At 49.4% G+C, this 14,769-nt stretch carries 15 protein-coding genes; 9 read left to right on the top strand and 6 right to left on the bottom strand.

The genetic code is table 11. The features are described from left to right. Positions 1 to 2: 2 nt before the first annotated feature. Together ACN0VA_RS01215 and ACN0VA_RS01220 are read right to left on the bottom strand one after the other, a co-directional pair. A complete protein-coding gene (locus ACN0VA_RS01215; RefSeq protein ID WP_417819372.1) occupies positions 3 to 422 on the bottom strand; it encodes a hemerythrin domain-containing protein in 420 nt (139 codons plus the stop codon). 172 nt (positions 423 to 594) lie between these two features. Next, positions 595 to 1,023, bottom strand: coding sequence for an FKBP-type peptidyl-prolyl cis-trans isomerase (locus ACN0VA_RS01220; RefSeq protein WP_417819373.1), 429 nt, complete (start codon positions 1,021 to 1,023; stop codon positions 595 to 597). A gap of 220 nt (positions 1,024 to 1,243) precedes the next feature. Between ACN0VA_RS01220 and dapD the strand changes: the two genes are divergently transcribed. The 3 genes from dapD (at position 1,244) to ACN0VA_RS01235 (ending at position 3,937) form a co-directional block, all read left to right on the top strand. Continuing rightward, positions 1,244 to 2,089, top strand: coding sequence for a 2,3,4,5-tetrahydropyridine-2,6-dicarboxylate N-succinyltransferase (gene dapD, locus ACN0VA_RS01225; RefSeq protein WP_417819374.1), 846 nt, complete (start codon positions 1,244 to 1,246; stop codon positions 2,087 to 2,089). Positions 2,090 to 2,198: 109 nt separating this feature from the next. After that, positions 2,199 to 3,350, top strand: coding sequence for a succinyl-diaminopimelate desuccinylase (gene dapE, locus ACN0VA_RS01230; RefSeq protein WP_417819375.1), 1,152 nt, complete (start codon positions 2,199 to 2,201; stop codon positions 3,348 to 3,350). Continuing rightward, positions 3,347 to 3,937 (top strand): hypothetical protein, encoded by a 591-nt coding sequence (locus ACN0VA_RS01235; protein WP_417819376.1) that lies wholly within the window; start codon positions 3,347 to 3,349, stop codon positions 3,935 to 3,937. Before dapE ends, ACN0VA_RS01235 begins: the two co-directional genes overlap by 4 nt. Positions 3,938 to 3,960: 23 nt before the next feature. Here the strand turns inward: ACN0VA_RS01235 and ACN0VA_RS01240 are convergent, their stop codons facing one another. Beyond that, a complete protein-coding gene (locus tag ACN0VA_RS01240) occupies positions 3,961 to 4,401 on the bottom strand; it encodes a YcgN family cysteine cluster protein (RefSeq protein ID WP_188660714.1) in 441 nt (146 codons plus the stop codon). An 85-nt stretch (positions 4,402 to 4,486) separates the two neighbouring features. Then, positions 4,487 to 5,719: a polyhydroxyalkanoate depolymerase gene (locus ACN0VA_RS01245; protein WP_417819377.1), complete on the bottom strand. Its 1,233-nt coding sequence runs from the start codon at positions 5,717 to 5,719 to the stop codon at positions 4,487 to 4,489. 427 nt (positions 5,720 to 6,146) lie between these two features. Here ACN0VA_RS01245 and rpmH point away from each other — a divergent pair, with 427 nt between their 5' ends. The 6 genes from rpmH (at position 6,147) to argB (ending at position 10,543) form a co-directional block, all read left to right on the top strand. Beyond that, positions 6,147 to 6,281 (top strand): 50S ribosomal protein L34, encoded by a 135-nt coding sequence (rpmH, locus tag ACN0VA_RS01250; protein WP_188660720.1) that lies wholly within the window; start codon positions 6,147 to 6,149, stop codon positions 6,279 to 6,281. A gap of 38 nt (positions 6,282 to 6,319) precedes the next feature. Next, positions 6,320 to 6,751 (top strand): ribonuclease P protein component, encoded by a 432-nt coding sequence (gene rnpA, locus ACN0VA_RS01255; protein ID WP_188660723.1) that lies wholly within the window; start codon positions 6,320 to 6,322, stop codon positions 6,749 to 6,751. Beyond that, positions 6,748 to 7,011, top strand: a complete 264-nt coding sequence (yidD, locus tag ACN0VA_RS01260) for a membrane protein insertion efficiency factor YidD (RefSeq protein WP_417819378.1) — start codon at positions 6,748 to 6,750, stop codon at positions 7,009 to 7,011. The genes rnpA and yidD overlap by 4 nt, the downstream gene beginning before the upstream one ends. A 92-nt stretch (positions 7,012 to 7,103) precedes the next feature. Continuing rightward, a complete protein-coding gene (yidC, locus tag ACN0VA_RS01265; RefSeq protein ID WP_417819379.1) occupies positions 7,104 to 8,843 on the top strand; it encodes a membrane protein insertase YidC in 1,740 nt (579 codons plus the stop codon). Positions 8,844 to 8,918: 75 nt separating this feature from the next. Continuing rightward, positions 8,919 to 9,581 carry a ribosome biogenesis GTP-binding protein YihA/YsxC gene (yihA, locus tag ACN0VA_RS01270; RefSeq protein ID WP_417819380.1) on the top strand — a complete coding sequence of 221 codons (663 nt, stop codon included), beginning with the start codon at positions 8,919 to 8,921 and terminating at the stop codon, positions 9,579 to 9,581. 29 nt (positions 9,582 to 9,610) lie between these two features. Continuing rightward, on the top strand, positions 9,611 to 10,543 hold the full coding sequence (gene argB, locus ACN0VA_RS01275; RefSeq protein ID WP_417819381.1) for an acetylglutamate kinase: 933 nt from the start codon (positions 9,611 to 9,613) through the stop codon (positions 10,541 to 10,543). Positions 10,544 to 10,552: 9 nt separating this feature from the next. Here the strand turns inward: argB and ACN0VA_RS01280 are convergent, their stop codons facing one another. Both ACN0VA_RS01280 and ACN0VA_RS01285 read right to left on the bottom strand, forming a co-directional pair. Further along, the gene (locus ACN0VA_RS01280) at positions 10,553 to 12,328 is read right to left on the bottom strand and encodes an aminopeptidase P family protein (RefSeq protein ID WP_417819382.1); all 1,776 of its coding nucleotides are present in this window, start codon (positions 12,326 to 12,328) and stop codon (positions 10,553 to 10,555) included. Between the two features lie 19 nt (positions 12,329 to 12,347). Then, on the bottom strand, positions 12,348 to 14,768 hold the full coding sequence (locus tag ACN0VA_RS01285; RefSeq protein ID WP_417819383.1) for a DUF4175 domain-containing protein: 2,421 nt from the start codon (positions 14,766 to 14,768) through the stop codon (positions 12,348 to 12,350). Position 14,769 lies beyond the last annotated feature (1 nt).

Here is a 14,769-nt window from a genome sequence, read left to right on the forward strand (position 1 = left end):
CCTTACGCGTAACGGTCATAGAGGGCGTAAAGTTCACCTTCTTCACGCTCTAGACGTTTTTCCAACAAGGAAATGATTGTGCTGGTTTCTGTGATGAAATCAGCCGGACTTTTGGAAATAGCAAGCGGGCCCGGCCATTTTTGACGATAAGCGTGAAAAAGATCACCCAACCCGCCCATTTCTTCCTGAAACTTACGCGCGGTTGAGCTGAGGGCTGCGTTGTCATTTGCAATCGCACGCGGATAAAAGGCACGGTCTTCCAATGCAAGATGTGTGCTGAACTTGCCAAATAACTGACGGATATGCACGGTGATATTCTCTGGCTGCTGTGTGACTGCATCCAAATCGAGCCCGCGCTTAATATCCGATAAAATTACTCGGATTTGTTCATGATGTGATCTGTAGTTTTCCGTTTTTTTCATTATACGTAACCTTTTAATCTTTTAGAGCGTTGATGATATCCCCTCTTTATACCTGAGTAAAATAATCAGGTATTTATTTTTGTCAAGCGTCTCAAATGAAATTCAGGCAAAAAAAACGACCATCTTCTTAAAAAGAAAGACAGCCGTTTTCTATTGTATGTCAGATAAGCGCTCAGCCAAGGCCGACGAGCGTCACCGTCATATCAAGATTTTCACCCGCCAAGGGATGGTTGGCATCGACACGGACGGTTGTCTCGCTCACTTCGTGGATCATGGCCACACTGATATTGCCATTGGGATCTTGCATCTGCATGGACATACCCGGTTCCAGCGTATCTTCGCTTTCGATCTGATTGCGTGGAATTTCCATCATCAAATTCGGATCGGGCAGGCCAAAGGCTTCTTCCGCACTTAAGTGTTTTTTGTACGGTGTCTCTGCATCCAGTTCGACCAACGCATCATCAATCGGTTTAAATCCTGTTTGCTGACCGATCACCATTTCAAGCGGCTCACCCGGGGGTGATGCGGGAACAACCGTTCCGTCCTGCATGGTGAATGTGACTTCGACTTTGACCTTCTGGCCTTGCTCTAATTGTGCCATGAGGGGCTCCTGCTTTTTTTCGTATAAAGACATTGGCGTCTTTAGATGAAGCCCGGAAGTCTGATCCACGCCACAAAAATTAACCAACACCCCCACCTTAGCGAAATGAGATGGCAACACAACCCCTGCACTTAAATAGTTTCTAAAACTTGACAGGAACGCTCAATTTTTCCATTGTCTCGCCAAATCTCTCTCTCGTTCTCATAAAAAGGCTAAACAGATGGTGAAAGCACAATTGGAATCCGTAATTGAAAACGCGTTTGAAAACCGCGACAACGTCAATTACGACACAAAAGGCGAAATTCGCGACGCCGTTGAAACAACACTCAACATGCTGGACTGCGGTGAATTGCGCGTTGCTGAAAAACAGGGTTCCGATTGGGTTGTCAACCAGTGGGCCAAAAAGGCTGTTTTGCTGTCTTTCCGCCTGAATGATATGGAAACCATCGCAGGCGCACCGGGTGTCAACGCTAACTGGTGGGACAAAGTGCCCAGCAAGTTTGAAGGTTGGGGCGAAGAAGATTTTCGCAAAGCCGCCTTTCGCGCTGTTCCGGGTTGTGTGGTTCGCCGTTCCGCCTACGTCGCACCGAATGCGGTTTTGATGCCGTCCTTCCTGAACTTGGGCGCATATGTGGATGAAGGCGCCATGATCGATACATGGGCAACGGTTGGCTCTTGTGCGCAAATCGGTAAAAACGTTCACATCTCTGGCGGTGCGGGTATCGGCGGCGTGTTGGAACCCCTACAAGCCGGCCCGGTTATTATCGAAGACAATTGCTTCATCGGGGCGCGTTCCGAAGTTGCCGAAGGCGTCATCGTCGAAGAAGGTTCCGTTATTTCTATGGGTGTCTTCCTTGGTCAATCGACAAAGATCGTTGATCGTGAAACAGGCGACGTTTCATATGGTCGCGTTCCGGCTTATTCCGTGGTGGTACCGGGCACATTGCCGGGCAAGGCATTGCCCAATGGTGAACCGGGCCCGAACCTTGCTTGTGCGGTTATTGTGAAACGTGTTGACGAAAAAACACGTTCCAAAACATCCGTAAACGAACTGCTACGCGACTAAGCACACGCATCCTGTTCGACGAGACAGTTTTTATCGGCTCCACCTTGTTTTAAGCGTGGGGCCGATATACGTTTATAAAACATCTATTTTTCAAGAATTGAGCCTTCCCATGATCGAGACCGTTTCCTTCGCCCAAGACCTGATCCGCTGCCCCAGCGTTACCCCAAAGGACGAAGGCGTCTTCGAGCTCTTACAAACAACGCTAGAAAGCATGGGTTTCACCTGCCACCGCCTGCCCTTTCAAGAAGACGGGACCGAGCGGGTAGAAAACCTTTATGCCCGTTTCGGCACACAGGCCCCCAATTTCTGTTTTGCCGGTCATTTGGACGTCGTTCCGGTTGGCGATGAAAAAGGCTGGACCTTTGACCCCTTTGGTGCAGAAATCCACGAGGGCCGCCTTTATGGACGCGGGGCCGCCGATATGAAAGGCGCGGTTGCCGCCTTTGTCGAAGCCGCCCAGAATTTCATTGAAGAACAAGGTGATCATTTTAAAGGATCGATTTCTTTCCTGATTACTGGCGATGAAGAAGGACCGGCCATTAACGGGACGAAAAAAGTCCTTGAATGGATGGAAGAACAAGGCGAAGTCATGGATCATTGCCTTGTTGGTGAACCCACCAACCCGCAATGCATGGGGGAAATGATGAAAGTGGGGCGTCGCGGCTCCATCAATTCCGTTTTAACGGTGCATGGCACACAAGGCCATGTCGCTTACCCGCACCGCGCCGACAACCCCCTGCCCCGTCTGGTCAAGATGCTGGAGGCGCTGATTGCGGACCCGTTGGATAACGGCAATGAATTTTTCGATCCATCCAGCCTGTCACTGACGACCATCGATTGCGGCAACGAAGTTGAAAACGTCATTCCCGGCGAAGTGACCGCCAAATTCAATATCCGCTACAACAATATCCATACCGGTGCGTCACTGGAAAAATGGATTCGCGCAACGCTGGACAAAGTCGATACCAACTACAGCTTAAAGACTCGCATTTCCGGGGAAAGTTTTATGAGTGATCAGGACATTCTCACGGACTTGATCGAAAAAGCGACCCAGAAAGTCACCGGGGTTCAACCTGAACGCTCCACCAGCGGTGGCACGTCCGATGCGCGCTTTATCACCCATTCCTGCACCGTGGCTGAATTTGGTCTGGTCGGTCAAACCATGCACAAAGTTGACGAAAATGTTCTGGTCGAAGATTTGCAAAACCTGACCAAAATCTACCAAACCATTCTCACTGATTATTTTAACGAGACAACATGATCGATCTGCGCGCCCTTTTTTATGGATTAGCCGGGGCCGGACGCCTCGTCCGTCTGGATATCAGCGGCGCGCATATGATGGTTGGCGGTGTAAGGGGGTTTTGGTCTTCGCTTTATTGGGGGGCCGCCCTTGTCGCCCCACTGTATCTGTTATTGATCGCCATCCGTTTTGATCCGCAAAAATTCGACGGCGTACGCTACCTTGTTGCCCATACAGAAATGTATATTCTGGCTTGGCTGGCCTTTCCCATTTTGATGGAACGCATTTGCACTTTTATTGATCGTCCGGGAAACTTTTTGCCTTTTATTATCGCCTATAACTGGCTGAGCTGCCTGTACAATATGATGTACCTGTTAATCGGTCTGGCCCAAGCCAGCGGCATGATCGGATGGGAAGCGGCCTCGTCCCTATCCGTTGGATTTCTTTTTGCCAGCTTAATCTGGATCGGACATTTGGCGAAAAAAATCCTTCACATCCCACTGAGTGCCGCGGTTGGTATCGTTGTACTGGAACTTTTTCTCGGGATCATCATCAGCATGATGACATCCTTAATCATTATTTCCGGCGGCTTGCAGAACGCGGGATAAGACCAACATCCACCAACACGGATTTATTCCGGCCAGTGGACGATATAGTCTTCCAGATCCCCATCGACTTTATCTTCGGATATAAATTTACCGACCACAGATTTACCCGCCTTAACCGCACTTTGCGGATCACCTGTGTTTAAAGGATGCCAGTCCGGCAAGTCTTTGCCATCACGCAACAAGCGGTACGCACAAGTGGATGGGAGCCAGTGCAGATTATCCAGATTTTGCGGCAAAAGCTCGACACAATCAGGAACCAGAAAGGTTCGCATTTGATACTGACTGCATCGACAGGTATCAATATCCATCAATCGGCACGCCACATTGGTATAGCAAACTTCGCCCGTATCCTCGTCTTCCAGCTTGTGTAAACAGCATTTGCCACAGCTATCACACAGGGATTCCCACTCATCCAAAGACATTTCGGAGAGTTTTTTTGTTTTCCAGAAGGGTTGTTCGCTCATTTGCCGTCTCAAATTTATAAGTAAAGGGGCGTTCGCATAAACGCGACGCCCCCGTCCTTTATCACAGTCTATATATGAAGAAAATTTACTTCTTCAATTCTTTATCATGCTGACGGATAAATTCCGCCACCATCGGTTTAATCTCGGTGCGCCAGCGACGCCCGTTGAAAATACCGTAATGCCCCACATTGGGATGCAACGTGTGTTTTTTCATGTCTTGCGGGATATGGGTGCAGATGGTCTGTGCGGCTTCCGTCTGTCCATTTCCGGTAATATCGTCCTTTTCCCCTTCCAGAGTGAAAAGGGCGGTTTTCTTAATCGCAGACGGATGAACCTTACGATCGCGCCAGTTCATATCATCCAGCGGCAAAGCATGATCCATAAAGACCGTTTTCAGGGTCTGCAAATAAAATTCCGCAGGCAAATCCATCACTGACAGATATTCGTCATAAAACAGATGGTGTTGATCCGCCGAATCGCCATCGCCTTCGATCAAATGATTATACAGGTCCAAATGCGCCCCGACATGGCGGTCCAAATTCATGGACATAAAGCCGGTTAACTGCATAAAGCCCGGATAAACATTGCGCATAAAGCCCGGATAGTTGACCGGAACCTGTGCAATGACGCTTTTTTCAAACCATTCGATATCTTTTTCTTCCGCCAGTTTATTAACTTCTGTCGGATTAACACGCGTATCAATCGGACCGCCCATCAATGTCATGGAAGACGGCACACAATAATCGTCATCTTCCGACATCAGCGAAACTGCCGCCAAAACCGGAACAGACGGCTGGCAGACCGCAATCACATGGGTATTGGGACCCAAATGATGCAGGAAGTACATAATATATTCGATATAATCATCCAGATTGAAACTGCCGTGCGATGTACAGACATCACGCGCATTGATCCAGTCGGTGATATAAACATCATGATCGGGCAACAGGGCCTCGACCGTGCCGCGCAACAAAGTTGCATAATGGCCTGACATCGGCGCCACAAGCAGCACACGGGGATCGTTTCGTTTTGCATCTCGTTTAAAATGAAGCAATTCGCAAAATGGTTTATGGAGAACAACCTCTTCCTCAACCGCGACTTCTTTGTCATCGATTGTGGTTTTGTGTAAGCCAAACTCCGGTTTGATATAACGTCGTGTTACACGCTCAAACAAATGGCAGCTTGCGGCAATCGCACGCCCCATCGGCGTATAGGACACGGGCATAAAAGGAGAACGAAAGACTTCTTCCATCTTTTCTGCTGCATGGCGAAACGGCGACCAGACAGAATGTTGGAATTCATAGAACTGATATAGCATTCGACCTCAACACCCCTCAATACGGGACTACTCAATAAACAAAGCTGGAACAGGTTAGTCTATTTTTTTTAAATATTCCAACTTATCTGAATAGAGAAGATATTATTAAAATATTTCAACCGTCAACCAATTTACGCACAAAAAATACAAAACAAACTAAACTTTTACTTTATATGTTCGGACGCAACCCGATTTCAGATTAAAATTGTGACACTTTCATTGCAGCGCGTCATTTATTGCTGCAATGCAACATAGCATTATTTTGTATAGGAAATCCACTCTTTTATTATTCTTCCAAGTACCTCAATAACGTCCGATTACATTTTTCTTGCCCTTCAACGCAATGAGTCCGTTGACTAATGCGACACATGGCCTTATACAGCGGGCTCGTTCACTTTCTTTTTAAACTGATTTTCGGAGTTGAACCGTGAAACGCACGTATCAGCCCAGCAAGCTTGTTCGCAAACGCCGTCATGGATTCCGTAGCCGTATGGCTACTGTTGCCGGCCGTCGCATTCTTGCCGCTCGCCGCGCCAAAGGCCGCAAGCGTCTGTCTGCATAAGACTTATGTTAGGCATGTCCTGTTAAGGTTGGTTGGGTATGACCCTTATTCCACGTCTCAAAAAACGACGTGAATTTCTTTCAGTCGCTGCGACTCGGAAGAAATGGGTAACGCCCGGCCTGATCTTGCAAATCCGCAAACGCAATCAGCCTTTGTCTTCTATAAGCAAACGCTATGCGGAACGTGGAATTCCGGACGGGCAACCGGATATTCGGATCGGATTTACGGTCAGCAAAAAAGTCGGAAACGCCCCACAGCGCAATCGCGCAAGAAGGCGTCTTCGGGCTATTGCTGACCTTGTCTTGTTTAAAAAGGCCCGATCCGGCTACGATCTTGTCTTGATCGGTCGCAAGGAAACCATCACGCGGCCCTTTGCCGATCTGGAAAAAGATCTTAAGACCGCGCTTTGGCGGACAGGTGTTCATATCGACGCCCCCACCACCGCGCAAAAGGCGAAAGGGAAGCAATGACCTTTTTGGCTTACATCGTAAAAATTCCGGTCTGGATCTATAAATATGGCATTTCACCCATATTGCCCGGCACCTGCCGCTATAGCCCCACCTGTTCGGATTATACCTTGCAAGCCATTCAACGTTTCGGACCTTTTAAAGGAATGAAACTGGGGTTGCTGCGGATTTTGCGCTGTCATCCGTGGGGCGGGTCTGGCTATGACCCGATTCCGCACAAGTCCGAATCGCGTTCTTGCGGGTGCGATTCGCACCATTCATAAGAGTTCAAAATCGACTTTTTCGTGTAACACTTATCTTGTACAAAAAGGTCGGTTTCAATTAGCAGGGGTCCCTTGGTGGGTAAAGCCATAAGATGAATGACCAGAAAAATATGATTTTAGCGATTGCGTTGTCAGTCGCGATCCTTTTCGGCTTCCAGTTCTTGTTCCCGACAGCAGAACAACCGGTTCAACAAGAGGCACAATCCACCGAGCAAACAGCAAACGCCCCGTCTGTCGGCGATGCACAATCCTCGGACAACTCATTTGCCCCGCAAATTCCGGGTGGTGCGGTTGAAGCAGCGAAAAAAGCAGCCAACACGCGCGTTGAAAAACTCGATGCCTCCGCCCGTATCAAAATTGATGCTCCGCATCTTAAGGGGTCGATCTCTGTTCAAGGGGGTCGTATCGACGATTTGACCCTGACCGAGTATCGCGAAGAACTTGCCGAGGACAGCCCCTATATTACGCTGTTAAACCCCAAAGGTCTTGATAGCGCTTACTATGCCGAATTCGGTTGGTCTGCCCCCAATGTCAACGTCCCGACAGCCGATACAGTTTGGGCGACTGACAGCCAAAGCCTAAAAGCAGGCGGCAGTGTCAATCTGACATGGGATAATGGCGAAGGCTTGCTGTTCACCCGCAAAATTTCATTGGATCACGATTATCTGTTTTCCGTTGAAGATTCTGTCGCCAATACGGGTACGGCAAACGTTGACCTTTATCCCTACGGTTTGATTTCACGTTCCGGTACACCGAAAACCAGCGGTTTTTACATTCTGCATGAAGGGCTCCTTGGTGTATTTGACGGCGTTCTTGAAGAAGTCGATTATTCCGACCTGCAAGAAAGCGGTAGCAAAAAAATCGACCCCGTCAAAGGCGGTTGGATCGGCATTACCGATAAATACTGGCTGGCGGCCCTGATCCCCGACCAAACGGCAAACATCAACAACCGTTTCAGCCATTATCGCACCGATAATATCGATAAATATCAGGCCGATTATCTCGGCCCGAAACTGAGTGCCCAGCCCGGTCAAACCGTTACGTTCAAAAGCAACCTGTTCGCCGGTGCTAAAGAACTGAACCTGCTGACCCAGTATGAAGAACAACTCAATGTTCCAGAATTTGACCTTGCCATTGATTTCGGCTGGTTCTTCTTTATCACCAAACCGTTCTTCCTGGCAATTTCATGGCTGTACAGTCATTTGGGCAACTTCGGACTGGCGATTCTGGCTCTGACCATTGTTATTAAAGCAGCATTCTACCCGTTGGCCAGCACCTCTTATCGTTCTATGGCGAAAATGAAGACACTGTCGCCGAAGATTAAAGAACTGCAAAAGAAATTTGGTGACGACAAACAGCGCCTCAATCAAGAAATGATGGCCCTTTACAAGCGTGAAAAAGCCAATCCGGCGTCCGGTTGTTTACCCATCTTGATCCAGATTCCTGTTTTCTTCTCACTTTATAAAGTGTTGTTCGTTTCTATTGAAATGCGCCATGCACCATTTTATGGCTGGATTCAGGATTTATCCGCACCGGACCCCACCTCTATCTTCAACATGTTTGGCCTGATCCCGTGGGATCCGCCGCAATTGTTGATGATCGGTATTTGGCCGCTGTTGATGGGGATTTCCATGTTCCTGCAACAAAAACTGAACCCGCAACCGGCAGATCCGATGCAAGCCAAGATGATGATGTTCCTACCGGTTATCTTCACCTTCATGCTGGCAAGTTTCCCCGCCGGGCTGGTGATCTACTGGGTCTGGAACAACGTTTTGTCCATCACCCAGCAATGGCTGATTACCAGAAGCATGGAAAAACAGAAAAAATCATAACAAACCGGTACCCCTGCCTCGTGCAGGGGTCCAGTTTTTTACCCCCCGGTGATGTCATACGCGCCCGGAAGATGGATGGAAGATATGGACACCACAGAAGAATTCACACCGGAAGAAATCGAATTTGGACGCTGGCTCTTTGCCCAGCACGCCGACTTTATGCTTGGGGTTGCCCAACTTGCCCAGCTTCCCTCCACACATGCGGTTGAAGTTTGTTTTGCCGGTCGCTCCAACGTCGGTAAATCCAGCCTGATCAACGCGCTTTGCGGGCGCCGTGACTTAGCACGTACCTCTAGCACACCTGGGCGTACACAGCAGCTTAACTTCTTCAATATCAAAGATCGTTTGGTCTTTTGCGATCAACCGGGTTATGGCTATGCAAAGGCCCCTGTCGGCGAAGTCAAAAAATGGCAGGAAGTGGTTTTTTCATATCTACGTGGTCGTCCGCAACTGCGTCGTGCCTTTATTCTGATCGATGGGCGCCACGGGATTAAAAACACTGACCGCCCCGTCATGGAGATGATGGACACTGCGGCCATGTCCTATCAAGTCATTGTCACCAAGGCGGATAAGGTCAAGAAATCCGAGCTCGACAAACATTTAAGCGATATTGAGAAAGAATTAGCTAAACATCCGGCCGCACATCCTGATATTCTGGTAACCAGTTCCGAAAAAGGAACCGGAATTGCAGAAGTCCGTGCTACGATCGGACGACTGGTTTCTCAGTTCGAAGTTTAAGTGTTTACGATCCAGGATTACAATCCATTATGACCACACTCGACACATCCAATCTGACAGAACAAGATTATTTGACACGCGCTGTTACCTTGTCCGAAGCGCTGCCTTATATGCAGCGCTATGCCGGGGAAACGGTTGTGGTCAAATATGGCGGGCACGCAATGGGCGACCCGGAACTGGCAAAACTGTTTGCCAAAGACATCGTTCTCTTAAAGCAAGTCGGTATTAACCCGGTTGTTGTGCACGGAGGCGGCCCGCAAATTGGCAAAATGCTCAGCCGACTGGCTGTTGAAAGCGAATTTGTCGACGGCTTACGTGTAACAGATCAAGCCACCGTTGATGTGGTTGAAATGGTTCTATCCGGGTCCATCAACAAAGAAATCGTCGGCAATATCAATGCCGCAGGTGGCTTTGCTGTGGGTTTATCCGGTAAAGATGGTCATTTGATCGAAGCGCGCAAACTGCATCGCACGAAAAAAGACCCCGACAGCAATATTGAAAAAGTCCTCGATCTCGGTTTCGTCGGCGAACCCGCCGTCATTACCCCGCATATTCTGGACAGCTTCCTTGAATCGGACATCATTCCGGTGATTGCACCGATCGGGGCTGGTCCCAACGGGGAAACCTACAACATCAATGCCGACACGGCTGCCGGTGCCATTGCCGCCGCCATTGATGCCAAGCGGTTATTGATGCTGACCGATATTGCCGGTGTTCTCGACAAAAATGGCAAGCTCATTCAGGAAATGAATGCGACTGAGGCCCGGGCCATGATCGAAGACGGCACCATCAGCGGCGGTATGATCCCGAAAATTGAAACCTGTCTGGAAGCCGTTGAAAGCACATTGGAAAACCCCGGTGTCAATGCTGCTGTCATTCTGGATGGTCGTGTTCCCCACGCCGTTCTGCTGGAAATTTTCACAGAACATGGCGCAGGGACGATGATTCGCAAAGTACAATAAAGCCCAGCCTTAAAGCGGCTGTGTGGTTTGTGCCAGCCATGCCGCATCTCGCGGATCCAACAAGGGTGTGAGTTCGTCTCGCACCCTTTTGTGATAGCTGTTCAACCAGTGAATTTCACCTTCGGATAAAAGCGAGACGTCAATTCCGTTTACATCAAACGGACACAAGGTCAGATTTTCAAATTCCAGCATTTCGCGTTCGCTTTCCATCTCACATCGGCGCACGCAAACCAGATTTTCCAGACGAATCCCATAGGCACCGGTTTTGTAATAGCCCGGTTCATTTGACACCACCATGCCCACATCCAACGCTGTCTTACTGGGCATTTTGGAAATCCGTTGTGGGCCTTCGTGGACATTCAGGAAACTGCCGACCCCATGCCCGGTGCCGTGATCATAGTCCAAACCGGCTTGCCAAAGCGCATGACGGGCCAATACATCCAACTGTGACCCATTCGTCCCTTTAGGGAAGCGTGTAGACCCCAGCGCGATATGGCCTTTTAACACACGGGTAAAACGGTCTTTCATTTCTGCACTGGCAACACCTCGCACGACCGTACGGGTAATATCCGTCGTTCCATCGCGGTACTGTCCCCCGCTATCGACCAGATAAAGCCCGTTTTCAGGCAGGGAAATTGAACTTTCTTCCGAAACACGATAATGCACAATTGCCCCGTTTTCCCCCGCACCGGAAATTGTCGGGAAGCTGTAATCAAAAAACAGGTCGTCTTCTGCGCGCAATCCATCCAGTTTTTGCGAAACGCTCAATTCATTAATGTCATTCCCCGCAGGCTGTTGTGACAGCCAGTGAAGGAAGCGCACCATTGCGACCCCATCGCGACGATGGGCCGCGCGCATGCCTTTGACCTCCACATCATTTTTACAGGCCTTCGGCAAGGCACATAAATCATCCCCCGGCACCACATCCGCTTTGGCATTTTTCAGGCGTTCGCTAATCCACAAAGGCGTGCTTGCCCCCTCAAGTCGAACAGTCTTTGTGCTTAAGTCATCCAGTTTTTGTGCCAGGGCTTTGGGGTCAAGAATGTGAATATCCTTCCCCAAGTGCGTACGTACCGCATCATCAATTTTGCGATGGTCCATAAACAAATCTGCCGTTGCATCACGATAAAGAATCGCAAACCCCAACGCCACCGGTGTACAGGGAATATCCCCGCCGCGAATATTGAAAAGCCATGCAATCGAATCGGGTAGGCTTAAAACCATTGCGTCCTGATTGTCCTGATCCAGTTGTGCGGCAAGCTGCACCCTTTTATCCTCATGGCTGCGTCCGGCAAATTCAATCCCATGAGGTGTTATGGGATGAAGCGGCGGTTCCGGTCGGTCCGTCCAGATTGCATCGATAAAATTATGCGGTGCCGGCGCCAGTTTTGCACCGACCTTTTCACAGGCCTGCTTTAAACGATGCAGACTTGGTCCGGTATGCAGCCACGGGTCATAGGATATAACCATCCCCTTGCTTAAATGATTTTTCAGCCAACTTGCTGCCGGTTTATCTGTCATATGGCAGCGTTCAAAACAATCGCCGTCCACTTCCTTTTCCGCCTGAAGGGTATAACGTCCATCCACAAAAATCGCAGCATGATCCTTCAAGACAAGGGCCGATCCCGCCGATCCGGTAAATCCAGTCAGCCACTCCAATCGTTCTGAACAAGGGGCGACATATTCGCCTTGATGTTCATCGCTGCGCGGGACAATAAAGCCATCCATCGAAAAGATATCCATTTCACGACGCAAGGCAGCAAGGCGGGAGGCACGGTCTTTCATAAAGGTTTCCTATAGAGTCCTAAAAACGATCCAACAATCGATCAATATATTCCAATTCTTCGCGTTCGCGACCCTTTTGTCCGGCGCGACGGTATAATTCCTGTAAAATTTCACGCGAACGATGGATGGTGCGTTCACTGGGCAGGGTGTGCCCGTTTGGGGTGACAATACGCCCGCCACGCCCGCGACCCAAAGGGTCCGTTCCCGTCAGTTGTTGTCCCATCGGCATCATCCCCATTTGACGAGCCATTCTTTGCGCGGCTTCTTTCAATCCTGAACTTAATTTATCCACCGCCCGCATCTGGGCCTGCAAGGCATCTTCATCCAAGCCGCGTTGCAAGGATTGCGCGGCACGTTCCATATTTTGCAAAGCATCTCGCAGATCTCTTGACGGCTTCATCGACATTTTTCTCATGGCCTGAATTTGTTGATGCAAGCGTTGCAACAATTTTTCCTGATCTTCGCTTTCTGCAATGGCTTGACGCGTCGCATCCAGACTCGGCCCCTCTTGATTGCGCACACGTTTAAACGTACGGTCCATCAGGTCTTGCTGATCCGCCGTCAACTGACGCAGCCCCTCCATCGTTTCCTTCGCCTGTTGCATCTGATCCGGGTCGGGCCTGGGCTGTTGGGCCAAACGCGATAAAATGGACTGAAACTGTTCCACCAAGGCGCGTGCACCGGCCAAATCCCCCTGGCGCATCAACTCACGCGCTTTATTCAACATCTCCTGCATTTGATCGCGGCCAATCATTTCAGCATCTGCTGGCGATGTCGCTTCTTTAAATTCCTGCATTTGGGCATTCGACTCGATCATTCTTTGCAGATATTGATCCAGACTTTGATTCATTTGCTCAAATAACGCCTCCATCGCCGCATTATCGGACCCTTGCGCCATCATATCCTGCATTTTCTGGCTCAGATCTTCCAAAAGGTTGCGTTGTGTTCCCGCAGCCCCTTCATCAAGACGCAAGGCCACCTCCCATAAGATGGCGCGAATGCGGCTCATTTCTTCATCCTGCGTATAATGGCGCAAACGTTGTGCAGCCACTTTCAAGGCCAGATAAACCGTCACATCCCCATCAAACAATTGCGGCGCTGTTAGAATTTTCCTCAGCTCAAACTGACCAAAAATCCGGTCTTCCGCACTCTGTCGATAAAGATCACGGCGAATAGCGATTAAACGAACAGCAACGGGATGACGAAAACGGCGTTGCGGCAACACGGTTTCCAGCGCATCCCCCAAGGCCGTTTGGCCAAAATTATCAACTGCTTTCGGCGTTATAATCACCTTTTGTCCCGCCCAAGGGTGATCGGCCAAATTTCGGCTGAACATCCCCGTTGCCTTTTTACCGGAAACCACCCGTGTTAATTCAAGTGGGATAGACGATGCCCCTTCTGCCTTGCGGATGGATAACGCGACCTCGTTTAATCCAAAATCATCTTCTGCAGCAAAGGAGACGCGCAATTGCCCCCGACCCAAACGATCTTCCTGAATTTTAGCCGAAACCTGAGGCGCCAGATCAGGCAGCAGATCAACGGATTGCCGAAACAAGACATCATTGTCGTTTTTTACAATCAGTTTTGTTCCTTGATCAAAAACGGTTTCATAACTGTAGGCCCCTTGGGATAAGTCTTGAAAAGACTCTTCAAATATCCCGGTGGAAAAGGACAGGTCCGCCCCTGTTTTATATCCCGCAAGTCGGATCATAATCTCGCTATGTTGGGCAAAACGCAGAAGGCCAGCGTCCTCATGTGTTTGTATGTCCGTGGCATTCAGACTGATATAACGGCTGCCCAATCCGGTATGGGGCGGCGGTGTGATCCATATATCAAGGGTCCAGTCCCCGGTCACACCTTGATCTTGTGTAATATGGAACGCATGCCCAAATCGATCCTGCCAGTCAAAACGTGCTTCTATGACGCCAAGAACCAGTAATAAAATTAATAAGGCACGCAAAGAATAAGGATCTTTTTTGTATAACGTTGAACGGGGCCAAGGGCGTTTAAGGCAACGAACCGACCGTATCATGCGGTTTTGATGGGTCAGCCAAATAATTTCGGCTTGCTCTGAAAGTTTTTTTCGGGCCGGTTGGTCCAACAAGGCCAACAACGGGTGATGATGTAATCCATTGTCAGTTTCAAGACGGATCAGGGCGGCCCGTTGGCTGGGCCAGAACACCGATTGAAACGCACGATACAAGAAGAACAGAAGCAATAGCCCCGCGACCACCAACATCATACCATGCATAAACGGTGGCAACATTTGAAAGAAATCAAATAAAACCGCCAACAGGAACAGGCCGGAAACGATCAATGTTCGCCAAAGACGAGGCCATATCTGTTCCCAAAACAACACACAGCGCGTCCAGATCACCATGCGTATCAAGCGCCGGATCAGGGCGGGATCATAATCCTCTGTGTGGTGTCGTTTGTCCATG

The organism is Terasakiella sp., assembly GCF_048267425.1.
Lineage (GTDB): Bacteria > Pseudomonadota > Alphaproteobacteria > Rhodospirillales > Terasakiellaceae > Terasakiella.